Raw genomic sequence first — 25,846 nt, forward strand, 5'->3', positions numbered from 1 at the left:
TAGATTCAAAGTTCAAAGACTGACCCGAAAGGCACGAACTTAAGGTCGTTTTGGGATGAGTTCGGCCTCCGTGGCTATGGTGGGAGTGACTGCCGAGATCTCATTGGAGATCATAGCGGCATCGTACCCGTCACCGCCTCGGTGCTTGGGATCGCAAGTCGTTGATTTGGCGAGGTTCTCCCTGAGTTTGTGCCATTCAGAACTGACCTCTTGGGATTAAAATGCGAGAACTGAACCCATGCAATGGGAAAGAAGAAGGGATTTATTGAATCCGGCTACTCGTCCACGGTTATTTTGATGCGGTGGGCGAGTTTTGTGACGGCCTCGGTGACATACTCGTTCTGGAGGTCGAGCAGCCTGATTCCATCGTATGATAGAAGAGCTTTGACATGCTCGGGGTAGTCAAGGCTTATACTGCTTTCGCCGAAGCTCTCCTGCCGCACCGAGATCATCGGCTTGTTGTTGTTGTAGGCCATTTCAATCTCTTTCAGCACCCAATCTGAGGCGAATGTTTCGGAAGAGAGAAGGCAGACGAAAATATCACAGTTTTCGATCTCATAGGCAATCTTGTCGGTGACCATCATGGCGGCGTCCTGCTTTTGTGTGTCGAGGAAGACTCTGAATCCGTGCTCGCGCTCCAGTTCTCTTTGAAAGAAGGTGGCCCATCCGGAACTGTTCTGCCCTCTGCGGTAGCTCATGAAAACGGAAACGCGGGAGTCGGCTCTTTTCCCAGAAGCGGCGCGCACCAGTTCCCGATGATAGTCTTTTATAGTTGGAAAGCGGTCGTCCGGATTTTCGCAAAGGGCGCGGGTGAACACAGCGTTCAACGCGCGGGGGATTTTCACGTCGGCCCGGGCGGCGCACTTGGCGATGGGTTCAGGACCCATTTCAAAATTGCGTTTTCGAACCTCGGGGATCTCCTGCCCTTCAAAGGGGCGCCGGTGGGTAATCATCAGGTATGCAATGGCGGCCATGGAGTACTGATCGGTAGCCGGGGAAGTTTTTTCGCCCTTCCATTGTTCCGGTGCCAGAAAGGCGGGGGCACCCATGACGAAATCGGACTTGTCGGTCTGCGTGGCGGCAAAGGCAAAGTCTGTGAGGTAGGGGTTTCCCTTGTCATCGAAGACGATAGAGGCCGGCTTCAGCCCCGCGTGAAGGATGCCGTTTTCGTGCACAAATGAGAGCGCGTCGCAAATCGTTTTGTGCCAGCCGAGGATGACATCCAGCGGCATTGGCACTGGACGATTCATCCTATCGGAGAGGTCGCCGCCCCCCATGAACGCGTAGGCAATGTAGGCAAAGTTCGAGAGTTGTAGTCGATCATTGGCAGGGTCGAATATAGTAGCGGAACACCCAAAATCCATGATGGGACATATATTGGGATTTTGCAGCCCGGAAACCATACTGACTTCCCGACCGATTGCATCGAGGTAATGGGGTTGGTTACTGGTGTCGGGGGAAAGTAGCTTGATGGCGACGCGTTGAACTTGAGAGCCGGAGGGTCCGGTTTCGCGATGTCCCTCGTACCAATGCGAATTCGATTTCAGGGAGGTTTGCCGGGTGAGGATGTAGCGCCGGTCAAGGACGCCACCGGTGAGCTCAGGGAAAACGGAGGGAATGTTTCGGGTGAATGTCAGGGTGGTATTGGCAGTCAGGCGGATCTCATCGCCGTAAGCGAGTTGCCGGGGAGTGTTGGACGGGAGTTGGACTCCGTTGACATAGACTCCATTGGCGGATGCTGCATCGCTGATGTAGATACGATCGTCTCGACTATCAAAGACGGCGTGTGTGCGTGACATTCCGTCGTCAGAGGGGATCGAGAGGTCGGAATCTCGCACTCGCCCTACGGTGAAGGGATATCGATCGAGCACGACTCGCTGTCCGAGGCGTTCGGGAGACGGGCATTTTGTGATGATGAGGGCGGAAGAATCGGGCGAGCCGTAGTCCTCCCCAGGGGCGCCGCCGCCTCCGAGAATCCTCGTCTGATCGAGATCGGGAGAGGCCTCGAACTCATCTCGAAGCAATCGCGATTGGTTGGGTCGAGGTTGGAGGATGGTACGCTCGTCCCCGTCGATTTCTTCCGTGGGCGAAACGGAATCCGAGGGGTGCGAAGGGCTCCTGCGGATAATGCGCGTCTTCTGGCTGTCTTCGACGATTTCCCCGTTTTCGGGGCGTGACCAGCTTACAGTCTTGTCGTCTCCAAGCTTCGTCGCGTGGGAATCTTCGGTTTTCGGGAAGAATTGTGAATCGGGAAGTACACCGCGGACTACGGGCTCTCTCTCTCTCTTTGCGGATGTCGGTAGGAGCTTTCGAAAAAGAATGCCTAGTTGTGAGGCGAGGCTTTTCTTAGCTGATCCAGTCTCTTGTGAGTCTGCCACGATCATGGCCCGCCATTCCGCAGCGGATTGTGGTCGGCTGTCCGTCTCGACGGACATGGCTTTGTCAATAGATCTCAAAAGAGGAGCGCCGTACTCTTCGACAAGTGCGGGATCAGAGTGGAGAGGCACATAGGGATCGCTGTCTGATCTTTGGACGATGCGGCCCATTACGTCCGGCGGCGTTTCTCCCCGAATCGCGCGCACCATCACTCCGGCCAGAGAAAAGAGATCTGACCAAGGACCCTGGTCTCCAGATTCAGAATACTGCTCGAAGGGGGCGTAGCCTGGTGTGACTACGGCGGTCATAACTGCCCGGTTCTGTATGGAGCTTCGGGCGCTGCCAAAATCGATGAGGACAGGCTGGCCGTCGTATCCTATCATGATATTTGACGGCTTGATGTCCCGATGTAGGTAGCCGCTTGAGTGAACGGCTTTCAATCCGTCGAGAAGTGGCAGGAGCAGGGAAATAATTTCCCCGCGGTCAGGTCGTTTATTGAGATCCCGAAGGTAGGTTTCGAGTGTTCGCCCCTCTTCGAGTTTAGTGACGATATAGGCCGTCCCGTTTCCTTCGATAATTTCGTGTACCTGAGCGACTGCGGGGTGATTGAATCTGGCAAGTGCTATCCCTTCTTTAATAAATCGGGAGCGTGCCCGCTGGAAATCCTTTTCGAGTGATGCGTCACGGGGGAATATTGTCTTCTCGGATCGAACTACGAGATCGACCGGAAACAATTCCTTGAGGGCAACTTCCCGATGAAGTTGCTGATCGTATGCAAGGTAGGTAATCCCGAATCCACCCTGACCGAGGACATTCTGAATGGTGAATTTTCCTACTTTCTCTCCTGGAGGGAGGGCATGGCGATTACTGTTCGTGGGGGTTTCCATGGAGAATCACCGGATGTTTGCCAGACGCAAACGGACGAGGGCCAAGGCACCGATTGCGTTGCCTGTTGGTGCGTATTACAATCCTGATCGGTTGAGTCAAATCCCATCATGCGCAGCGTCTTGGGCGCCGGCGCGGGGCTTTTGACCTCGAAGCGCTCCGAGACGAGAGTGGTCTCGAGGTCGCGCACCTTGAGCTCGATCTCTCAGCTGGTGTCGTAGAATTAGGCAAGCTCGGCCCAATCGATCTCCGCAGCATCGGTCAGGGTGGTGACGAGCACCATTTCGCTGTTCTTGCCCTCGCGGTTTTCGAAGCGGAAGCGGATGTAGCGCACCTGCAGCGTGGCGGGCAGGGGCGTGCCGTCCCTCCCATGGAAAGTAGGCGGGCGGCAGGGGATTGCGCGGGCTTGTTCCAGGTCACGAGGCGTCCGGAACGTCGCCAAGATTCGGTTCGATACCAACGAGATCATCGCTACCAATCAGATCGATCCTCAGGACGCTTCCAAAGGCACCGATCCGTCCAAGGAGGCGCTGGTTACCTTGGACGATGGCCCGCCGACCGGTTCGGTGCTGCCGCTTCCCCCGAGCAGCGAGGAAACGCAAATCGACGTCCGCTGGGCCGGCGATGATCGCGGTGGCGTCGGCATCAATTCCTTCGACGTCTATGTGTCGGTGGATGGACAGGCGTTCACGCTGTGGCTGGATGACACGACCCTGACCCACGCAATTTACCCCGGCTACTTCGGCCAGCATCTGGCATTTCACGCGGTGGCCGTGGATTTCCTCGGCCAGCAGCAGTTGCAGGCGCTGGCACCGGGTGGGCAAACGAGCACGACGATCGTGAATGACGACTACCTCGGTTGGCGAGGCGGGAGCTTCGGTGGAGCGGTTGGCAATCCCGCGATGCGAAACTCCCTGTGGGGAGATGATGCCGACCCTGATGGTGACGGCGTGTCCAATCTCTTCGAGTTCCTCTCGGCCACCGATCCTCTTCAGGGCGACGCGGGACTTGCCGGATCGCTGCGTGTGCAAAACGGAAAGGCGATTTTCTCTCACCGCCAAACGCCGGTGACCAACCATCTCGTCGATCACTACGTTGAATGGTCGCCGGACCTGCATCGCTGGTACACGGGCGGGATCCTTTACAATCTCGTCCAGGATGGGGGCGATCACTTGAAGCTGGACGCCCACATCACGACCCACGGCATGAAGCGGGCCTTCTTCCGCAGGGTGGCCACGCGCAGGGTGATTTATGCGCACTGGATCTATGAGGAAGGCGCCACCTTTCAAGGTCGAGGAGGCGATGTGGATCCGAATGGCGATGGGATACCGAACGCCATCGCGTATGCTTTCGGCTTGCCAGGCATGGGTGCGGTTCCTGCCGCGGACTCGCAGCGTCTGCCGAAGGGGATTCTCACCCAAGCTATGGTAGGGGCTGAAGACGGGGCTGAAGTGCTGGAGAAGCGGGCCGGTCTCGAATTCTTGCTCCCGGCACCCGGCCCCGAGGATGTCGTTCTGATCGTGGAGTCGAGCCCATCGCTGCTATTGAATTCCTGGCGCGAGGCGGCGCGCAAGGTCGGCAGGCAGGGATGGACCATTGTCGACCCGCTGAAGACGAGGATCGCCAGTATTCCAAGCGGGACGACAACCCGCCACTCCGTCGCGGAACCGCTGGAAGCACGACGCTTCTACCGTGTGCGTGCCATCATCCAGGAATGATTTTCTCCCATGTCCTCCCCGATTCATCCCTGCACGCCGGATAGAAAGCAGGCCTGCGTCCGGCCTCCTCCGCTCCTCTTGGCGATCTTCGCGGCATGGTTGAGCATGTTAACGCTGCCGTCTTTGGGCGGGGTGTTATGGTCAGAGAAATTCGACGATGCCGGTGCCGCCGGTCGTTGGCAGGCCGGAGGTGATTGGGAGATCGGCCCGGTGACGGGTGGCCCGGGCAATGCGGTCTCTGCATCTGGCGTCGCGGCTACCGGTCTCGCGGCTGGGGCCATTCCGGCTATCACCCGCCGCATCGCCAGCGTTGGTTCGATCACCATTCCTGTCTCTTCGGTATCACCACGGCTACGCTTCAGACAATGGCATCGCTTTTCATCAGGAAGCATCGGACGGATCCAAGTGCGCCAGGTGGGGGCGGAGTGGATCAACTTGGAAGGAGCTTCGGTGAGTGGTCAAAGTACCGGGTGGGAGTGGGTATGCATGGCCCTCGACGATCACTCCGGACAATCCATCGAGATCGGATTCCTCTGCGAAACGGGAGCTGCGGCAGCTGCGCCGGGTTGGTATCTGGATGACGTGGAGGTGGTCGACGGTCCTGAGAGTGACTATGCTGCCTGGCGGGCGGGCTATTTTCCCGGAGCTTATCCAGACTTGACCAAGGAAGCTGCTGTATGGGGGGGATGACGATACGGACCGGGATGGCTGTGCGAATATTCTGGAATTCATCATGCAAAGGAACCCGCTGATGCCTGATGCCGCCCTCGGACCGGTAGCCCGGAACGACGCTGGGGACTTCGTGATTACGTTCCGGGCGACCACCTCTGCCGTTCACGACGTATCGTGGCTCGGCCATTGATCGAACAAGTTGAATTTATGGCTGCCTGGTGGAATTCGTTATGAGGAAGTGGGAAGGCGACCAGGCTACAGGGTCATGGAAGCGAGGATTTCGAAGAATCGAGAGGAGCGCATGTTCTTCTGGATCGGCGCGTGGCGAAATCCATAGGGTAGGATGGCAGCATGTGGATGAAACGTAAGGGGGGTTAGTAGCACCGTTGGTAGATCCTTGGATGTGCCGGATGGTAGGTGTCGGATATCCGACACCTATGGAGCGTCACACGGGATAGATCAGGACGGACCAGATCGAGCGGCTTCGGACCGGCCGCTTCTTCCTAATGGAAGTCGTGGGAGCCGCCGGTCAGGGCTGCATCACTGCCGGGCATCGGGCGGATCGAGGTGACGTAGACGGTCGCCTGGTCGCCTTCACCGATCTGAACCCTCCCCTCCGCGAGTAAGAACGATTCGGCCGTGATCACCAGCCGGTAGGTGTGGAAGGTCGTTTTCGGCACAAACAGGTTCGCGATACCCGTCTCGTCTTCAAGGGAGATGAAGCAGTGACCCTTGGCGGTGCCCGGTCGTTGGCGACAGATGACCATGCCGGCAATGCTCACGGGGAAGCCATGCGGCAACCTGATGAGATCGACGGAGCGCGGCAGCTTCAGCTCGGGATGTTGCTCACGCCATAAGCGCACAGGATGAGGCCCGGCTGAAGCGCTCTGCGTGGTGTAGTCCGCCGCGAGGCGCTCCGCCATCGCCATCGCAGGCAGAACATCCTCCCGAGGCTCCGGGGGCAGCAGGTCGCGGTAGAGCGGAAGCTCGACTTGCCAGAGGCCTGCACGCCGATGGCCGACTGAAGGAAGCTGGTTGAGCGCGCCCGCCTTCGCGAGCAGCCGGCGTTCCTTTTGGTTCGGTTGGCATCGGTCGAGAAAGTCGGCCAACGAGGTAAAGGGACGCCTGCATCGTTCGGTGGCGATGCGTACTGCGGTCTCGCGCCCCAAACCTTTGATACGAAGCAGGCCGAGGCGGACGCTGTCGTTAGAGACTACGGTGGTCCGGTCTTCGCTATGGACCACCGAGACCGGAAGGAATCGAATGCCCCGGCGCTTTCCGTCCTGGATCAGGGAATTCACCGAGTAGAATCCCATGGGCTGGTTGTTGAGCAGGCCGGTGTAGAACTCCGCGGCATGGTGGACCTTCAGGTAGCACGAGGCGTAGGCAATGAGGGCAAACGAGATGGCGTGGCTTTCCGGGAATCCATAAAGCGCAAACGCACCGATGCTTTGGACGATCCTATCCTGGGCAACCTCGTCCACTCCTCGCTCCGCCATCCCCCGGCGGAGCTTTTCGACAACACGCCCCATTTTCTCCTGCGAGCGTTTCGAGCCCATCGTCCGCCGCAGTTCATCGGCTTCAGCGCCGGAGAAGCCCGCCACATCCATCGCGATGCGGAGGATTTGCTCTTGGAAAAGGATAACGCCGAGCGTGCGCTTCAAGATGGGCTCGCAGAGCGGGTGGATGTGGTCGACCGATTCGATGCCGGTACGGCGATTGAGGTAGGGGTGCCGCATCTCGCCGACAATCGGGCCGGGTCTGATGATGGCCACTTCGACGGCCACGTCGTAGAAGCAGCGCGGCCGCAGGATGGGCAAGGTCGCCATCTGTGCCCGTGACTCGACCTGGAAGGTGCCGACCGTATCGGTGCGGCACATGAGATCGTAGACCGCTTCGTCGTCGTGCGGGATCTTCGCCAGATCGACCGGACGCCCCCGGCTGGAACAGATGGCAATCGCATCCTCCATCGCCGCGAGCATGCCGAGCCCGAGGAGATCGATCTTAACGATGCCGAGGTCTTCGCAGTCGTCCTTGTCCCATTGGACAACCGTTCGCCCCGGCATCGTCGCCCGCTGGAGTGGCACCACGGCATCGAGCCCCCGGTCGCAGACGATCATGCCGCCGGAGTGCTGGCCAAGGTGCCGCGGCATACCGAGGACCGCGTGGTAAAGGCGGGACAAGGCAGGGAGCCTGGGATGGCTCGGCGGCAGCAATGCTGAGACCCGGGCCTCGAACTCGCATTCCGGCTCGGGCTCCCGGTCGCCAAACTCGTCTGATCCATGCGCGCTCCCTTGGGAGAAGCGATCAGCGGTGGCCGGCGGGAAGCCGAGCACCTTGCTCATTTCCCGGAATGCCGACTTGGGACGATAGGTGATCACGTTGGCCGTCATCGCGGCACCACGTTCTCCATACTTCCTGAAGACGTGTTGGATGACCGCCTCGCGGTGGTCGCCGGAGGGAAAATCGATGTCGATGTCCGGCCAGCTCTCGCGGTTCTCGCTGAGGAACCGCTCGAAGAGCAGCCCGCTGGCCACCGGGTCGAACGCCGTGATGCCCAAGCAGAAGCACACGGCACTGTTTGCCGCGGAGCCCCGGCCTTGGCAGAGGATACCGCGGCCCCGCGCAAACTCGATGATCTCGCGGACGATCAGGAAGTAACCGGCAAAGCCGAGGCGGCCGATCAGGGCTAGCTCATGTTCAAGCTGAGTCTTCACCCGGCGAGGAACAAGGTTCGGCGCGTAGCGGCTACCTGATCCTTCGTAAGTGAATCGGCGGAGCATTGTTTGCTGCTCAGCTATCGAGAGCGGATTGCCACGTCCATCCGGGTAATCAGGGAAGCGGTAGCCGAGGTTCTCCAAGGTAAAATCAATGCGCTTCTCCAATCGGCGGCCGTTGTCGATCGCTTCCGGGATGTCCGCGAACAGCTCGACCATCTGGCGCGGGGATTTTAGATGGCGCTCACCATTCGGCTCGAGAAGGTGGCCAGCGGCATCCAGCGAGACATGGTGCCGGAGGCAGCTGAACGCGTCGGCCAGCATTCGGTCGGCACGTGTCGCGTGTAACGGGGCATTGCACGCCCCGAGCGGCAGCTTGAGGTAGCCCGCCAGATCGATCAGATGACGATTGAGCCGGCTATCGTCACGAAGGCCGTGGCGGTTGAGTTCCACGAAGACGTTCCCCGGGCCAAAGGTGCCGACGAGGCTCGTGGCGGAGGCTAGCGCACTGTCCTTGTCGTCGCGAAGGAGGTGGCGAACGACCGGGCCTTCGCGATCACCCGTCAACGCAATGAGGTCCCCGGTGCCCAACGCGGCTCGCTGTGGCGTTCCCAAGTGAACATCCGTGAGGTGCCGGCTGAGTATTTGGTATCCACGTCGCGTGGCGCAGAGGACGGGAACGAAGGCTCCGTCGGGCAACTTCAACGACGAGGCTACAATCGCCCGAATGGCGACCTCCTTGGCGGCGGCGTGTGCCCGGGCGGAGCCGTAGAAGCCCCCCACGTCGGGAAGAGCCAGGCTCCGGTACCCCAGTTCCGCGGCTCGGTGAACCAGCGTCTCTGGCTGGCTCGCCCCCCGGAGAAACGAGAAGGCCGACGTCCCGTGGAATTCCGAAAAGGTTGGCAGGGGGAGAGGCACGGCGGGTCACCGTGCCCAATCTTTTTAAATGTTCAAAAGAACAGTATTCCTCGAGCTCCAGAACTTAAAAAAGCTCGCCCTGGGAGGGACGATCTTGCGGCTTCGCCGCAGCCGGTTCTTTCTTTTTTCGGGTGAGAAAGTTTTCTGTCGGCACCCAATCGAGCATCACCTTCGATGGGCCGAACTCATTGAGTTCACCTTCCAGATAGGGGCGTAGCTGATCTTCCGCCAGGACCGCCGGCATTCGATCGTGGATAGCTCCTATTGAAGTCGTCGGGTCCGTCGTGATCATTGAAAAGCACTCACCGCGGCCCTCCTCTTCGCCCCAAACTCCGGCCATCAGGATACCCTTGTTGCCGGGTCGCGTGAAACGGAGTGGGACCATCTTGCCGTCCTCACCTTTCACCCACTCGAAGAAGGCGGACGCCGGTATCAGGCACCGGTTCGACTGGAACTTGTCCCGCCAGAGCCGAATCTTAAGCTGATCCTCACGTGAGTTCACAACTGTCCGCGGCTTCTTCTGGCCTCGGGGGGTGTAGCGGAAGCCCCACGACACGATCCGGAAGCTCCGGTCGGGAACGATCACGGGAGACATCAGTGTTGGCCGGACGATCTGATACACGCCCTCCTCGAACATTGATGCCTCAAGCGCTTCGGCAACCAGCCAGTCCACGTCGAAGTTCGTCTGCCCGATCTCGTAGGCGGTGCACATGGATCGACACTAGCGCCATGTCCTTGCGGAACTTGGCCATGCCATCTTCAGTGAGACTGGTGTTCGGCGAACGCTAGGAACAGCGGGCGAGGGAGTGCGAGATTGCATCGCATTGCCGGATGCATGGGATGCCTTTCTACGTGACCGAGCGCGAAGATGAGAACGGTGGTCCATAATTCCGCGTCTTGCCCGACAGCTAGGAATAGGTCAGCCTCGATTGATAGGCGGGATTGCTGCCGGGCACTTCCCAGATGGCCGATCGATTCTATGAGGCCTTCGCCTAACAACACCTTGCTACTTGATTCCATGAGGAAGCATCCGGGCGCGGTTTACGCGGCGCAGTCCCTTTTGGGCGCGGCGGGGTTCTGGTGCGTCCTCGGCGGCCCGCTGCCCCTGCACGCGGAGCATATCCCGCTCACATCCGCGAAGGCCACGTTTCACAGCGGTACTGCCGCCGAATTGGCTCATGTGATCGATGACATCGAATCCGGACCCTTTGGCTGGTCCGTCGCGCCGAAGTTTTCCGAGCCACAGTCGCTGGTCGTCCACTGTGCCAAACCGGTCGAGGCGACCGAACTGGATATCTCGCTGTTCTTTCTCTCCGGACGTCCCAACGCCTCGATCGCGGAGTTCGCGCTTTCCTATACGACGGATGACCAGCCGTCCCTGAATGGAAACTGGGAGTCACTGGTGATCCAGCGTTACGCGGCGGAAGTGGTCAACCTCACTCGCTTGGAGGACGGCCATTTGCGCTCAAGCGTGGGCCCCGCGGGTGTGAACGGGGTGATTCCGGACGATACCTATCGCCTCGTTGTCCAGGTGCCCCGAGGCCGGGCGACCGGGTTCCGCATCGAGGCTTTCCCATTGCTCGATGCCAAGGGCGCCCCGCGTGCCATGAGCTGGAGCCACGTTCGCGACTTCGTCCTCACCGAGTTCCGGGTTGCGGAACATGTGCGCGCCACCACCAACATCGCGCTGCATTGCCCGGTCAAAAGCTCCCACCCGCTCTATGGTGTGATGAAACCGGGGGCGCTCACCGACGGCCTGCCCGCGACCCTCGCCCACCCCTTGGACGAAGCGCTTGGTGCGGGCTTCCATTTCGACATCGATCTCGGCCGCTCCGCTGCATTCGATCATATCAATCTCCGGGGTCGCGGTGATGAATGGTTGGACCGCTTTTCGCGAGTCCTGATCCGGATCTACGAGGAGGATCCGGATACCGGAGCTCCTCCTGTGTGGGAAGGCCTCGATCGCGCCGATGGGAGCCATCCCGCGCCCGGCGAGCACGATGTCATTCGCGCCTCTCTGGGGAAGGGGAGCTTCCGCGGCCGCTACATGCGCCTCTCATCGGACAGCCCCGTCCCGCTCTCGCCGCAACTCGCGGAGGTGGAGGTCTACGAGTCGCGGGCTCCAGAAGTGGTTTCAGCTCTCGCCGATGGCCGGGAAATCCCCGTCAGCGGCGGTCTCGATCTTCCGCCCGGGGTCCGGCGGCTTTCCTTGCGCCTGAGGATTCCGCAAATCGGCAAGCCGACCGGCACCTTGTTACGCTGGCGGGTTCGCGGGGATTTGGAGGAATGGCAGACTTCCCAGTTGCTGACCATCGACATGCCCTGCCCGCCACCGGGGAAGATGGTATTCGAGGCTCAGGCCCTGCACAGCGACCGCGAATGGAACGCCACCGTCCTCAGCTTGCCCATCCACGCCCGGCAACATTTTTGGGAGTCCCACCTCGTCCAAGGTCTCGCCAGCGGCGCCACGCTGCTCGCCGCGGTGTGGCTGGCCCGCTTTCTCACCAAACGACGCGCGGCCCGCCAGTTGGACCTGATCCGGGCCCGCGCGTCCCTTGCCGAGGAGCGCACGCGCATCGCCCGCGATCTCCACGACGACCTCGGCGCGAATCTCGCCCGAATCGGCTTCCTCACCGAAATTGCCGGGCGCTCGATTGACGACCCGGAGCACGTCCGTCTCCAGTTGGAGAAAATCTACGGGACCGCACGCGATCTGACCCGTCAGCTCGGTACCGTGGTGTGGGCGGTGGATCCAGCGAACGACACCCTGGAAAGTTTCGCCCGCTATCTTCACGGTCACGCGGAGGAATACCTCGGCATCGCCGGAATCCGCTGCCATTTCACCAGCACCGAGGCCATGCCGGCGATGCGCCTGTCCTCCACCTTGCGCTACCATCTACTGATGATCGCGAAGGAGAGTTTGCACAACGTCGTCAAACACGCCGGGGCCAGTCTGGTTGCCTTCAGCATCGCGATCACCGATAAGGACCTCATCCTGGAAATCTCAGACAACGGCCGCGGCTTGCCGCCAGCGGATGCGATGAAACCCGGCAACGGCTTGGCGAACATGCAATCCCGCGCCGCAGCCATTGGTGGTCACTGCGTATTCCTCAGTCCCCCCGAAGGTACTGGATCCGTGATCCGATTGACTTTGCCGCTGAACCAGTTGGAATCCACCTCCACCATGGCGACGAGCCCCGACCTCCTCGCACACTCATGACCCGAGCAAGCAAACTTCCACGGGCCGCCGCTCCCATTCGTGTCGCCTTAGTCGAGGACCAGGCGGGACTGCGCGATTCGCTGCGGGAGATTCTGGATGGCAGCGAGGGCATCACTTGCGTCGCGGCTTGTGTGAATGCGGAGCAGGCCTTGGCCGAGCTGCCGGGCATCAAGCCTCAGGTCGTGTTCATGGATATCAACCTCCCCGGCATGGATGGCGTCTCGTGCGTCCGGCAACTGGCGGGGGTCCTAACAGAAACCTTGTTCGTGATGCTCACGGTTCACGACAACAGCGACGCCGTTTTCAGTTCGCTCGAAGCCGGGGCCTGCGGTTATCTCCAGAAGCCGGTTAGGGCAGCCGATCTCGTCGCCGCTGCCAGGGATGTGATGGCCGGCGACTCGCCGATGTCCGCGAAGATCGCCCGACTGGTCGTCCAGGCTTTCAAGAGGCCTGTGCCCGAGAAGCTCCCGAAGAGTGCCGAATTCGAATTGACCGTGCGGGAGCGCGAAGTGCTGGATCTCCTGGTTGAGGGTTTCCTCTACAAGGAGATCGGCGAGAAGCTCCAGATTAGCGATCACACGGTGCATTTCCACATCCGCCACATCTACAGCAAGCTGCAGGTCCGTTCCCGGGCGCAGGCGGTGGCCAAGGTGATGAAGCGTTAGGGCGCGGTGGGCCGGTGTCATCCCGGTAGGGGGGACCCGCCAGTTTTGGCGGGTAGTCGGGTCGCGCGATTTAGCCAATCATCCCGAGGTTCGCGCCCCTTTGCGAACCCTCCTTTTACGGCTTCCGCTTCGAAGCCGGACACACGCTGAGCCGCGCCGAACTTTAAAAAACAACCCGCCTCCATCGAGATGAATCCGTCGCCTTCCATCGCAACCAAGAGCATTCGCCCGTTGCCCAAACTTCTCGCGTTCTCCGCGCCCTTGATGCTGTCACCGTTGGCTGCGGCTGCGGCTCCAGTCGCCGGAGTGACCGCTACTGCCTCGACAAGCTATGTGCACGGCTCCATCAGCACGGCGAACCTTGTCAACAACTCGGGGCTGAGTGTCCCGAATGACGTGACTGCCACCCACGCCGGATTCGGTGAAGGTGGAGGCGGAAACGGATGGCACTCAAGCGGTGGCGTGGTGGACAACGAGTTCGTCACGTTGAATCTCAACGGCACCTACAATATTGCCCATATCCACCTCTGGCAGATGAGCCAAACGGGTAATCTCGGCCGGGGTGTGAAACAGATCGATCTACTGGTTTCGACCAACGGCACCGACTTCACCCCAGTTGCTTCCGACTTGCAGTTGACCCAGTCGGCGGGGGGTCCCGTCGCTGCCCAGACCTTCCCCATCAACCAAGCCGGAATCACTCATGTCCGGATCGGCATTGATTCGGCATGGTCAGGAGCCACCAATGAATACGTAGGTCTTTCTGAGGTGAAGTTCACAGAAGGGGTGTTGACGGAAACATTCGCTCCCACCTTCAGTTTGGCGGCGGGCACCTATCTGGGTGAGCGGGCCGTGACCGTCTCCTGTGGGACGCCGGGAGCCACCATCTATTACACCACGAACGGCAGTCCGCCGACCAACACCTCGTCGTCGGGGTCCACCGGCCTGACTGTGAATCTTCCGGTGGGCACCACCACCCTTCAGGCATACGGTCATTTGGATGGCAATACCGACAGCGGCATTGCCAGCGCCACCTACACGATTCAAGCCACATCCTCGGGCGTCTGGACCAATGCGGCCGGCGGTTCATGGAGCCAAGCCGCCAATTGGCAGGGCAATGTAATCCCCGTCGGGGCGACAGCCGATTTCGGCACCCTGAATCTGACCGCAGACACGCAAGTGACGCTTGATGGTCCGCGGACGATGTCGAATTTGATTTTCGGCGATACCACCCCCAGCAATGACTGGATTTTGAACGCTGGCACGGAAGGCCCGCTGACGCTGGACATCGCAGCCGGCACCCCCTCCATCGCGGTCAACAACCGAACCGCCACTCTCGACTTGGTGCTCGCGGGCAGCAAGGGCTTGAACAAGACGGGCAGCGGCACTCTCGCCCTCACTGGTGCCAACACCTACACGGGCGTTACCGCCCTTAATGAAGGCACCTTGAGATTGGCTGACTTGGCCAGCCACCGGAGTTCCGTCGTCATGGCCACCACAACGATTTGTGAAGCCAACTTGGCCACCAACGTCAGTGCCGCCCAGTCTTTCAATATCACCGGCACCGGCACTCTGGTCAAAACGGGAGCGGGAACCTGGTTTACCGGCAGTGCGGGCCGGGTCGGCATCAGTTTAGGAACTGGCGGCTTAGTCGATATCCAGGCAGGCACACTCAGCAACGGTGCTCACCAGCAGAGCTGGACTGGCAACCAAGGCTCGGTGCACATCGCCGCGGGGGCGACTCTGGACATCGTGGCGGAGAACGTTCCTATCGATGCCCTCACTGGCGCGGGTTCGTTGCTCAACAGCTACCCGCCGAGCGGAACGAGGACCACGACGGTTGGCATCGCCGACGGCTCCGGCACTTTCAGCGGCGTCATTTCCTCGGGCGTCCTGGCGCTCAACAAGGCTGGCAGCGGTAACCAGATTCTCACCGGGGCTAACACCTACACCGGTGCGACCACGATCAGCGGGGGCACGCTACAGTTGGGCAACGGCGGCACCAGCGGCTCCCTCTCCACGAGCAGCACCATCACCACCAACGGCACTCTGGCCTTCAACCGCAGTGATGATGTCGTCCAAGGCATCCACTTCAGCGGCAATGCCATCGGTGGCACCGGCGGCCTGACCCAGACTGGCCCCGGTATCCTCACTCTCACGGCCAGCAACGGGTACACCGGCCCGACCGCCGTGACCGGCGGCGGGCTCGTGGTGGACCTTAATCCGGGCACCACCTGGAATGTTGCCGACCTGGACCTTGCCAGCGGAACCTCGCTGTCCCTGCGCAACTTCGCCAGCGATTCGGGGAATCCGGCCCTCGACGCGACGGCCTCTCTGGCGGCCCACGGCACGGTGACCCTTTCGGTGGCCGGGACCTTCTCTGAAGGGACTTTCCCGCTGCTTTATTATCCCTCGGGCTCCGTGATCGGTGGCGAGGGCTTTGCCGCCTTTACCCTCGGCACATTGCCCAGCGGGGTCGAGGCTCACTTGGAGAACAACGAGGAGAACTTCTCCGTCGACTTGGTCGTTACAGAAGTAGCGGGCTATCAAGGTTGGATCGGCGGCTTCACCTTTGAGGATGGTGCCGACCTGACGGTCAGCGGGGACGCGGATCACGACGGCTTGGACAACGGGCTTGAATATGCGCTTGGCCTCGCGCCGAACCAGTCCAACGGCTCGCCCGGCACCTTCACAGGAAGCCAAGTCTCCTTCACCAAGGGTGCCGAAGCGATCGCCAACCGCGACGTCACCTACGTCATCGAAATCTCGAACGATCTCGGCCTGGCCGATCCATGGACGGCGGTGGTTACCCATGCACCGCCGGATGCTTCCGCGACGATTTCCTACACATTCACGGGCGGCGAAACCAAGGGATTCGCGCGTCTCAAGGTGACAAACCACTGATCCCACCCCGTGAAGAAAACCATTCTTCTGCTCATCTGCGCAGGCACCTGCCTGACCGCTCATTCGGCCGTCATCACCTTCAGTTCCCAGACGTTTCGACAGACCAACGAATCCACCCCGGCCGACACGACTTGGGTCACCACCGCGGGAACCCTCTATGGTGCCAAGAATATTGGCGGCGTCACTACAACGGTGAACGGCGTGACCTTCACGGGGGTCTCCGGATCCAGCGTCAATGGCGGGAATGGCGCCTTGTCCCAACCCAATGTCGCATGGTCGATTGCAGTAGGCAGCTCCTTCTTCAGCGAAGGCGGCGGCAATTCCGCCAACAACTTCCTGGATTCGGGAGGCTACAATAGTGGTGCTCAAGCCCTACAGTTCAGCTCGCTGACGGTCGGGAACACCTATGCTGTCGACATGGTTTTCGCCGACACGCGTGCCGCCCTCAATGGACGCTATGTGAATGTCAGTGGAACTGTCGTTTCCGGCGTCACGCTGACGGATTACGGCATTGGCATCACCAACCAGCAATATGCGTTCGGCACGGGTGACGCGGGCTTCTTGGTGATTAAAGCCACCTTCGTTGCCGACACGGTGACCCAGGATTTCAGCATCCGGGGGTTCAACGCAAATGCGACAAATTCCGGCGGTCAGTTGAATGCGTTCCAGATCCGGAACTTGGGTGTCGTTCCCGAGCCTTGCACCTCACTGCTTGGCGGATTCGGAATGCTCGCCCTGCTGCAGCGCCGCCGCCGCGACCGCTGAATCATTTTCCGGAGTTATTGGGTTTACTACGGAATCCAAGGGGCCGCCAACCGGGAGGACTGGCGGCCCCGTTTTTTCACGATCCCACGTCCCCCTATTTCCTGTTGAAAACCACCGTCATTGCCTGTTTCTTCGCCACCTTCGCGCTGCTGTCTTTGACGGCACCCGCAGCACCCGTCGCTTGGAATTCTCCGGGCACTATCACCGCGGATAGTGATGTCTCCACCGCCGGGGTCCCGGTGTTTGCCTATGACTGGAAAGGCGTGGCGCAATCGGTGAATGGCGTCGCTTTCACGGCTCCGGGAAGCGGCGCGACGCTCGGCTGGAGCAGTGGGACTACCAACGGCAGCTTCGTGACAGATGGGGGCACGGCGATGCCGGCCTACGGGCTGAGTGCCGCCTACAAGAACATCCTCAACGGCGGCCGCTACGCCAACACCGGCGGGGCCTGCACGGTGACCCTTAACAACTTGGTCGATGGCCGGGATTACCAGGTTCAAATCTGGGTCATTGATTCGCGCATTTACGGACCGGGCCGCACGGAGACCATCACCAGTGGCGGAGGCAACACGGTGACCTTGAGCTACAGCAACGCCGCTGCCAATACCGCCGGTGGGATGGGCCAATATGCCACCGGCACCTTCACCGCGGATGCCGCCACGCAGACCGTCACCCTCACCGGCAATTCCGGCGGCTCCACGCAGATCAACGCCCTCCAGCTCCGCGATGTCACGGCAGTGCTACCTTCCGCACCCGTCATCACCCAACAACCCGAATCACGAGCGGTCGCGCTCGGCGACACGACAAGCTTGAGCGTCATGGCCACTGGCACCGAGCCTCTGACTTACCAGTGGTCGTTGGATGGCGATCCGATCGGAAGCGCCACCGCCGCCACCCTCGACCTCCCGAATGTAACCAGCACTCACGCCGGCGATTACACGGTGACCGTCACCAACGCAGTCAACAGCGTGACCAGTGACCCGGCCCGGGTGAAAGCCGTGGATCCCCTGGACCCTGCGACTGCACTTGAGGTCTACAACCCGGTCTGGTCCACCCCGAGCCAGAACGATCGCGGTGCCATGCCGTTGGGGAATGGCGAGGTCGGCCTCACGCTCTGGGTCGAGGCCGATGGCGACCTTCAATTCTACATCTCCCGCACCGACAGCCGTACGGAATTGGATCGCCTGGTGAAGCTGGGGAAAGTCCGTCTCAACCTGTCCCCCAATCCCTTCGCAAGCGGCCAGGTCTTCCGCCAGGAGCTGCGGCTGCACGATGGCCATGCCGTGATTACGGCGGGCCCACCGGGGAATCGGGTTACCCTGCATGTCTTCGTGGATTCGGATAGCCCCACGATCCATGTGGCGGGCGCCTCGACGGCGCCGCTCACCGTACGTGCCAGCTACGAGACTTGGCGTACCCAGGATTATACCGGCAACGCTGGCGATTCACCGCTTGGCGGGTCGTCCTTTTCCAATCTCTACGAGTCCGCCGATGTGGTGGATGTCGCGGCTGGCAGCCGACTGGCTTTCTATCATCGCAATGCCTGGTCCTGCGTGGCGCGAACCGCCCAAATCCAGTTCATGTCTCCCTATCTGGCGGACATTCCCGAAACGCTCGCCAATCGCACTTTCGGCGGCTGGATGACCTTGACCGGAGCCACGACCAGCGGCGGCAACTCGCTTCTAACCGAAGCACCGGTCACGGGGTTCGATTTGAAGATCGCGACCCATACCGCCCAGACGCCGACCGCCGCCGACTGGCTCGCCGAAGTGGAGGAGATTCACGGCCAAGGCCCGGACGCGGCTGCCGCGATGCAGCGCACCAGCCAATGGTGGCATGACTACTGGAACCGCAGTTGGATCTTCGTGCAGGGCGACGGCCCGCCGGAGTCCATCGCGATGGGAAGAAACAGCTTGCCCCTCCGGCTCGGCGCGGACTCCACCGGCGGGAGCTTGTTCAGCGGCGCGATGGCGAGAGCCAGCTTCTACAACCGGGTGCTCTCCGCCGCTGAAATCGCGTCCCTCGCAACCGGTGCACCGGACACCGATGTCACCGTCACCGGGGGCTTGAAAGCGAGCTGGTTGTTAGGAAGCACGAGTGGCGGCGTTTGTCCGGGCAGACTCGGCACGGGGATCAGCCTCACCACATCTGGCACTATCAATACCTCCACCGCGGGTGGTGTCGGTCACGCCCGGTTTGATGGTGGTCATTTCCTCGCCGCCGATGACTCCCGCCTGGAACCGGCCGAAGGCGCGACCCTGGAAACGTGGGTCCGGCTGGACACCGGCGAACCCAACAGTGGCCGGTTGTTCGACAAAAACACCGCCAATCAGCAGGACGGCTATCTCTTCGATCTCTATCCGGGGCGGGCGCTTCGCTTCTACAACGGCTTTGATCACGTGGGCACTGCAGCCAATCTGCTCGCCACCGGTACCTGGATCCATGTCGTCACGACCTACGACAATCGCACCAAGGCTCGCGCCGTGTTCCTGAATGGCTCGCAGGCCGCCCAAGTGGCTGGCAGCACCGGTGACACTGCCAATCCGACGCCATCCCCCGTCACCCGGGCCTATGTCCTGACCAAGTGGATGACCGCCTGCGGCGCGCGCGGCAATTTCCCGATCATGTTCAACGGCTCGTTGTGGACCGTGAATCCCAACACCTCGCCGATCACTCTCGGCAACAATCCCGACTACCGCAACTGGGGCCACACCTATTTCTATCAGAATACCCGGCTTCACTACTCTTCGATGCCTGCCCGCGGCGAGGTCGATTTCATGCAGCCCTTCTTCGAGTACTACGATCGCTTCCAGGCGCTCAACCGCGGTCGCGCAGTCGCGTGGCATGGCGCTGGCACCGAAGGCCAGTTCAACAACGAGATGACCACCTCCTTCGGCCTGAGCCTGGGGGGCATCTACGGTTATAACCGGTCCGGCAAACCGAATTGGTATACCGACAACCAGTACGGCGGCGCGGTCACCATCTCCCCGGGTCTCGAGTTGATCGCCTTGATGCTGGAAGCCTACGACCACTCCGGCGACACCATCTTCTTGCAAAACAAGATCGTCCCGTACGCCGCGGACCTGTTTCGCTTCATCGAGACCCGTTACCCTGCCCGGGCGGACGGCAAGGTGGTGATGAGCCCGATCCACTCCGTGGAAACCTTTCACAACACCACCAACGCAATGCCCGTTGTCGCCGGCATGAACGCCGTGCTCGACCGCCTGCTCGGCTTGCCCTCCGATGTTCTAACACCTTCGCAGGCAGCCTCCTTCGCCGCGTCCAAGGCGCTCACTCCGACGCTGCCGATCCAGCAAATCCAGTCCACCACCGTATTCGCCCCGGCGCATGCATTTAGCACCTCCCGCATGAACGTGGAGGAACCCGAGCACTACGCCACCTTCCCTTTCCGCCTCTGCAATATCGGCCGTCCTAACCGCCAAGTGGGCATTGATACCTTCGAGCGGATCACTCTCGCCAACAACTACTTCAAACCCTTCACCATCGGCGGTCCCACCTACGTCAACAGCTTCTCAGGTTGGCAGCAGACGCCGATGGTCGCCGCCCTGTTGGGCCTCACCGGCGACGCGAAACTCGCCCTGACCACCAACTGCCGCCTCTACAGCTCGGGCTACCGCCTCCCCTCGATGTGGGGGCAGATCTACGACTCGGTGCCCGATGGCGATCACGGCGGCAACCTGCTGGACACCACCCAGCTGATGGCTTTCCAAACGCTGGGCGATAAGATGTTCCTGCTCCCGGCATGGCCCGCGGACTGGGATGCTTCCTTCAAGTTTCACGCCCCCCGCAATACCATGGTCTCCGGTCGCTATCGAAACGGTACGCTGGACCAACTCGAAGTCACCCCCGCTTCCCGCGCCAAAGATCTCGTCCTGATGGCCGATGTCCCGGTGGCCCTTTCGGGAAGTGTCACCGTTTCGGGATATGAGGCTTGGCGCTTGGTTCGCTTTCCGGGCCGGGACCTTGAATCGCCCTCGCTGTGGAATTCCGCCGCGAATCCCGACCACGACGAGCTGCCTAACAGCGTGGAATACGCGCTCGGCACCGACCCCCTGGTCTTCACTCCACTGCCAGGCTTGGTGCCTGCGGGGGATGACTTCACCCTCACCTTCACCAAAGGCGTGGAGGCCGCGGCAGACCCGAAGGTCGCGTATGGCATCGAGGTCTCGGACGACCTCGAGGAATGGACGCCGGTGGCTCCTGATCTGAACACCACAACCACGATTGGCCACACGCTTCCCGGGGGGGGCACACGACGGTTCGCCCGGCTCAGGGTGACCCTCACCCCATATGCGAACTGATTTCAGAATTACGATGCCTCCGAAATCCATTATCCGGATTGGAATGGCTGCCACCTTGGTAGCCGTTCTAGCACCTGCCTCCGCCACTCCGCCGGCTAACACCACTTGGGAAGAGGAACTCGCAGCCTACAATGTCGTCTGGGACAGCCCGAGCAAAAGCTCCGTGGATTCGATGCCGCTTGCCGGCGGGATCCTCGGCCTAAACGTGTGGGTGGAGAAGGGCGAGCTCTGCTTCCTGATGGGCAGCCCGAATTGCATGGATGAAAACGGCATGCAGCCCAAGCTCGGCTTGGTCCGCCTGCGTTTTTTCCCCGCGGTGTTTGAGCAGGACTTCCGGCAGGAATTGCGCCTCGCCCAAAGCGAAATTATCGTCAGCGGCAAGACTGCCTCCGGTACGCGGGTGTCGGTCAAACTCTGGTGCGCCGTGGACCAGCCTCTGGTGCATGCGGAGACCACCGCCAGCGAACCGGTGGAGGTGACGGCGAGTTATGAGACGTGGTCGAACTACGATGCCAAGGTGGACAAGGGTGCGATTCAATGGTCGCGCCGCTTGGCCCAGGTCAATGCCCGCCGCAAGAACGACCTCGAGGCACAAGGCATGGCGGAGTTCGAGGACAAGGTGCCTGATCCGCTGTCCGGCCTGATCTGTGGCGGACGCATGACCGCCCCCGGCATGGTGGAGGCCGGCAGCGGTGTCGGTTTGTTCAACGGGTTGAAAACCCAGACCTGCTCGCTGAAGACGGCCGCGCCGGTGAAGCAACTAGACCTGTGCATCACCCTGCGCATGGAACAGGAGAAGTCGTTGGCCACTTGGGAAGCGCAGTTGGACAAGCACGCCAGGCGAGCGGCGCAAAACGCCAAGTCCGACCGGTTCGCCACCCAAGCCTGGTGGAATGTCTTTTGGAGCCGCAGCCACATCACCATCAACCCGGGCGCACCGCCAACGGATGAAGCCTGGCAAGCCGGGCGCAACTACCAGCTCATTCGCTACATGTCGGCCTCCAATGTCAATGGCCGGGCCATGACCCTGTTCAATGGCGGGCAGTTCACCTGTACCGACAACCCCGACCGCCGCGCGTGGGAGGGCTGCCAGTTCATGGCGCAAAACCAGCGCCTCGTATACTGGCCGATGCTGCGCGCCGGCGATTTCGACCTCCTGCAAGTGGCGACGGATTTCTATCGCGACCGGACCGAAATGAGCCGCCTGCACGCCAGGAAATTCTGGGATGTGGATGGCGTGGCCTGGAGCGAAGCCTTCAGCATCTTCGGACTGGACTCCATAGGCACGACCGCTGACGGACGTTGCAGTGCCCGGCACTTGCCGCACCACTACACCTCCGGCATGGAGTTCGCGCTGATGATGCTAGAAATGGGGCGCTACACCGGCAAGGAGTTCAGGAACTACCGCGATGCGGCGATCGGCATCATTCGCTACTACGACCAGTTCCATCAAAAGTCGCTTGCCAAGAAAACCGGCAAGCCGCTGGACGCCAAGGGACACCTCGTCATCTATCCCAGCGATGCCTGCGAGCCGTACCACGGCTGCACCAACAATACCGATGTGATCGCCGGGCTGACGGCCCTGACCCGCGAACTGCTGGTGCTGCCGAAAGGCACTCTGTCGACCGGCGAGCGGGCCTACGTGGAGGGCTTCCAGAAGCGTATTCCGCCTTTTCCGATGAAGGAGCAGGAAGGGAGGAAATACTTCGCAGCTGCCGAGTCCTGGGAATGGGTGTTCGAAAACGGCAACATGGATTTTCCTCAGATGTACGTCTGCTTCCCATTTAGCATCCTGTCATTGGGCCGCAGCGACATGACACTTGCCAAGAACACCTGGGACCTCGCTCCTATAAAGCCAGCGATCTAGCGCCAAAACCAGTGCTGGTATCAAAGCGCCATCAATCTAGCCCGCATGGGCGACACAGCGCAGGCGGCTCGCTACACGGTGGACAAGCTGCGCCATCCGGGGGAGCGCTTCCCCGCCTTCTACCACGTGCACTACGGTGACGGTCGCGAAGGCTTTTGCCAAGCACCCGATGCCGACCATGGCGGGGTGGCGATGACCGCGTTACAGGAAATGATCATGCAGGTCGACGGCAGGCGCATCCTGTTAGGGGGGGCGTGGCCTGCAGACTGGACCGGAAATTTCAAACTCCACGCGCCTTACCAAACCGTTGTCGAGGGCCACGTGGCTGATGGCAAGGTGGTGGTGGACAAGGTGACGCCTGAAACACGTCGCAAGGACATCGAGATATTCCCGCTCAAGACACTCCCTCTGCCGGCACCGCCACCGCTTTCGGCTGGGAAAGCGGCCACCGCCTCCAGCGTCTATCGAGCCGGCCACGAGGCAGACAAGGCCTTCGACGGGAATCCTCAAACCCGCTGGGCGGCCCGTGAGACGAAGGCCGCTTGGATCGCAGTGGATCTGGGCCGGCCCATGGAAGTTTCCCGCGTGGTCATTCAGGAGACCAGCTATCCACGCGTGAGTCGGTTTGCCTTCGAGGCGCAGGAAGCCGACAGTTCCTGGAAGGCGCTTGCGACCGGCACCACCTTGGGGGCCGACATGGAACTAAGCTTTGCACCGGTTACGGCGCAGGTGTTCCGGCTGAATGTTCTCGATGCCTCGGATTCGCCCACGGTGGAGGAAGTGCTGCTGTACCCGCGATAGCGGCGCGTCGCTGCCCCGGGCGGGATGGAAGTGCGACGGGCGGGCGGCTCGCCGAGAAACGTCCTGAATGTCGACAAAAGAGGCTCCTTCGATGGCGGCTTTGAAGGGATCCGAAGTAGTCGACTGGAGGACGTTTGACCTCGCAAAGTAAAAGGACTCAGTCGAGATCGGCGTGGTCTAATGGAATCGGCAGAGGCGGTGGGATGGCGTTTTATGCGCACGGTGCCCCCTTGTTGTTGTTGTACTAAGGTACGATAGCCAATTCCGAAGCTCGGTGACAGATTCGACTCGGAAAAACGCAAGCCTCGAGCAGCCCTAGGCGGAACAGAGAAGCCTTTTCATCGTAACCCAGTGAACTGGATCAATTTGCTGTGGCGGATACCAGCTTCATCTCTCCCACCGTGAACATCAATGTTGTCACATAGGACGCTCCGTCGCCGTCGGGAAGGGAAGGGCGCGCTTGAGCCCGTTGATTTTCCCGAAGTGACTTCAAATGCCCCAAAAAGAGAGATAATGAAACCTAAACTCACCGCCGCCGCGCTCGCTGGCGCACTGACCCTCACGAGCGCCTATGCGCAAACCACCACGCCCCACAACGTGAAGACCCGCGCCGACGATCTCAATTTCGAGCTGGGTTTTCCCACGGAGGAGACGACCCGCAAGGTGTTTGACGAACTGGACTACCAGCGCGCGGTGCAAGCCTACCTGTGGGCCTATCCGGCGGTTTCGTTCGAATCGATTCGCATCGCGACCAAGCGCGACCTCGGTGCCGATCTCAATGACTTGGTCATCGCCGACAACTACGCCGACCCCAAGGGCCTCTGGCTCACCGCGAACGATACCACCATCTACGCGTTGGCCAATGTTGACCTTGGCAAGGCGGGACCGCTAGTCGTCGAGATCCCGCCCGGAGCGATCGTCGGATTGATCGACGACTTTTGGCAGAGATCCATCGCCGACGTCGGGCTGCCCGGACCCGATGGTGCCAAGGGCGGGAAGTTTCTGCTCCTCCCGCCCGGCTATCAGGGTGACGCTCCGCAGACCGGCTATCACGTCCTCCAGGGAACGAGCAACAATTACAACCTCATGGTCCGCGGCATCGTGCAAAACGACGACAAGGACGCCGCCGTCGCCAACGTCAAGCAGGTCAAAGTCTATCCGCTAAGCGAAAGCGCCAACCCGAAGCCGAACAAGTTCATCTCCATGTCGGGGAAGGTGGTGAATACGCTTCCTCCCCGGGGGATGGCGTTCTGGGAGCGTCTTTCCGCCTTCATCAACAACAACCCTGTCCAAGCGCGCGACCTGTTCTTTATGGGCATGCTCAAGCCGTTGGGCATCGAAAAAGGCAAGGAATTCAAGCCCGACGCCCGGCAGCGGGGGATCCTCGAAGAGGCGGCAAAGATGGGCGATGCCATAGGTCGGGTGATGCTATTTGAAGGACCCGATCGATTCCGCCAGGCCGAGCCGTTTGCCGGGTCGAAGTGGCACTGGGTATTTCAGGTCAATCCCGTCCAGCAGACCGATGCCTACGGCCAGCTTGATGAACGGCTGCATTACACCTTCGGGGCGATTTATACGACGCCCGCCTTGGGAGTCATGAAGGCCGGTCCCGGCGGCAATTATGTCCAGGCGTTCAAGGACAAGGACGGCAACCGCCTCGATGGCGGGAAGTCATATCGTCTGCACGTGCCCGCGAGCGCTCCGGCCGAGCAGTTCTGGTCGCTGACGCTCTACGACACGGCGACCCGCTCCATGATCCAGAACCCGGGCAACGACGCCGCCCGCTCGTCCCTCGACAAGCTCAAGACGAACTCGGACGGCTCCCTCGAGCTTTACTTCGGGCCCGCCGGTAGCGCCCCCGCGGGTTTGGAAGCCAACTGGATTGAGACCGTCCCCGGAAAAGGCTTCTACCCCATGATGCGGTTCTACACCCCCAAGGCGGGTTTGTTCGACGGGAGCTGGAAGCTGCCGGATATCGAAATCGTGAAGTGATCCGCAATAGAACCAACCCCGCGAAAC

13 protein-coding genes are annotated in these 25,846 nt (G+C 60.9%); 10 read left to right on the forward strand and 3 right to left on the reverse strand.

Features of this window, described 5'->3' with window-relative positions:
* Positions 1 to 275 precede the first annotated feature (275 nt).
* The gene (locus OKA05_RS24195; protein WP_264489785.1) at positions 276 to 3,263 is read right to left on the reverse strand and encodes a protein kinase domain-containing protein; all 2,988 of its coding nucleotides are present in this window, start codon (positions 3,261 to 3,263) and stop codon (positions 276 to 278) included.
* A 354-nt stretch (positions 3,264 to 3,617) separates the two neighbouring features.
* Between OKA05_RS24195 and OKA05_RS24200 the strand changes: the two genes are divergently transcribed.
* On the forward strand, positions 3,618 to 4,979 hold the full coding sequence (locus tag OKA05_RS24200; RefSeq protein WP_264489786.1) for a hypothetical protein: 1,362 nt from the start codon (positions 3,618 to 3,620) through the stop codon (positions 4,977 to 4,979).
* Between the two features lie 9 nt (positions 4,980 to 4,988).
* Positions 4,989 to 5,669: an immune inhibitor A gene (locus OKA05_RS24205; RefSeq protein WP_264489787.1), complete on the forward strand. Its 681-nt coding sequence runs from the start codon at positions 4,989 to 4,991 to the stop codon at positions 5,667 to 5,669.
* Positions 5,670 to 6,154: 485 nt separating this feature from the next.
* On the opposite strand, the gene OKA05_RS24210 is transcribed toward OKA05_RS24205, so the two are convergent.
* Together OKA05_RS24210 and OKA05_RS24215 are read right to left on the reverse strand one after the other, a co-directional pair.
* Positions 6,155 to 9,286 carry a DNA polymerase III subunit alpha gene (locus tag OKA05_RS24210; protein ID WP_264489788.1) on the reverse strand — a complete coding sequence of 1,044 codons (3,132 nt, stop codon included), beginning with the start codon at positions 9,284 to 9,286 and terminating at the stop codon, positions 6,155 to 6,157.
* A gap of 64 nt (positions 9,287 to 9,350) precedes the next feature.
* Positions 9,351 to 9,959 (reverse strand): SOS response-associated peptidase family protein, encoded by a 609-nt coding sequence (locus OKA05_RS24215; protein WP_264489789.1) that lies wholly within the window; start codon positions 9,957 to 9,959, stop codon positions 9,351 to 9,353.
* 345 nt (positions 9,960 to 10,304) lie between these two features.
* Between OKA05_RS24215 and OKA05_RS24220 the strand changes: the two genes are divergently transcribed.
* The 8 genes from OKA05_RS24220 to OKA05_RS24255 all read left to right on the forward strand — a co-directional run bounded on the left by OKA05_RS24220 (position 10,305) and on the right by OKA05_RS24255 (position 25,819).
* On the forward strand, positions 10,305 to 12,506 hold the full coding sequence (locus OKA05_RS24220; protein WP_264489790.1) for a sensor histidine kinase: 2,202 nt from the start codon (positions 10,305 to 10,307) through the stop codon (positions 12,504 to 12,506).
* Entirely contained in the window at positions 12,503 to 13,171 is a 669-nt protein-coding gene (locus OKA05_RS24225; protein ID WP_264489791.1) for a response regulator, read from the forward strand. Before OKA05_RS24220 ends, OKA05_RS24225 begins: the two co-directional genes overlap by 4 nt.
* Before the next feature lie 231 nt (positions 13,172 to 13,402).
* Positions 13,403 to 16,072 carry a beta strand repeat-containing protein gene (locus tag OKA05_RS24230; protein WP_264489792.1) on the forward strand — a complete coding sequence of 890 codons (2,670 nt, stop codon included), beginning with the start codon at positions 13,403 to 13,405 and terminating at the stop codon, positions 16,070 to 16,072.
* A 9-nt stretch (positions 16,073 to 16,081) separates the two neighbouring features.
* Complete coding sequence (locus tag OKA05_RS24235; protein ID WP_264489793.1) at positions 16,082 to 16,837, forward strand: PEP-CTERM sorting domain-containing protein; 756 nt, start codon at positions 16,082 to 16,084, stop codon at positions 16,835 to 16,837.
* A gap of 104 nt (positions 16,838 to 16,941) precedes the next feature.
* Positions 16,942 to 21,159 carry a DUF5703 domain-containing protein gene (locus tag OKA05_RS24240; protein ID WP_264489794.1) on the forward strand — a complete coding sequence of 1,406 codons (4,218 nt, stop codon included), beginning with the start codon at positions 16,942 to 16,944 and terminating at the stop codon, positions 21,157 to 21,159.
* A gap of 43 nt (positions 21,160 to 21,202) precedes the next feature.
* The gene (locus OKA05_RS24245; RefSeq protein ID WP_264489795.1) at positions 21,203 to 23,026 is read left to right on the forward strand and encodes a DUF5703 domain-containing protein; all 1,824 of its coding nucleotides are present in this window, start codon (positions 21,203 to 21,205) and stop codon (positions 23,024 to 23,026) included.
* Between the two features lie 45 nt (positions 23,027 to 23,071).
* Positions 23,072 to 23,827: a discoidin domain-containing protein gene (locus OKA05_RS24250; protein WP_264489796.1), complete on the forward strand. Its 756-nt coding sequence runs from the start codon at positions 23,072 to 23,074 to the stop codon at positions 23,825 to 23,827.
* A gap of 513 nt (positions 23,828 to 24,340) precedes the next feature.
* A complete protein-coding gene (locus OKA05_RS24255) occupies positions 24,341 to 25,819 on the forward strand; it encodes a DUF1254 domain-containing protein (RefSeq protein ID WP_264489797.1) in 1,479 nt (492 codons plus the stop codon).
* The last annotated feature ends 27 nt before the right edge of the window (positions 25,820 to 25,846 follow it).

It is taken from the genome of Luteolibacter arcticus (assembly GCF_025950235.1).
Classification (GTDB): Bacteria; Verrucomicrobiota; Verrucomicrobiia; order Verrucomicrobiales; family Akkermansiaceae; genus Haloferula; species Haloferula arctica.

Coding starts and splice junctions, on each gene's coding strand:
- OKA05_RS24195 (WP_264489785.1), bottom strand. CDS start 3,263: ATGGAAACCCCCACGAACAGTAATCGCCATGCCCTCCCTCCAGGAGAG.
- OKA05_RS24220 (WP_264489790.1), top strand. CDS start 10,305: ATGAGGAAGCATCCGGGCGCGGTTTACGCGGCGCAGTCCCTTTTGGGC.
- OKA05_RS24205 (WP_264489787.1), top strand. CDS start 4,989: ATGTCCTCCCCGATTCATCCCTGCACGCCGGATAGAAAGCAGGCCTGC.
- OKA05_RS24225 (WP_264489791.1), top strand. CDS start 12,503: ATGACCCGAGCAAGCAAACTTCCACGGGCCGCCGCTCCCATTCGTGTC.
- OKA05_RS24245 (WP_264489795.1), top strand. CDS start 21,203: ATGGCTGCCACCTTGGTAGCCGTTCTAGCACCTGCCTCCGCCACTCCG.
- OKA05_RS24250 (WP_264489796.1), top strand. CDS start 23,072: ATGGGCGACACAGCGCAGGCGGCTCGCTACACGGTGGACAAGCTGCGC.
- OKA05_RS24255 (WP_264489797.1), top strand. CDS start 24,341: ATGAAACCTAAACTCACCGCCGCCGCGCTCGCTGGCGCACTGACCCTC.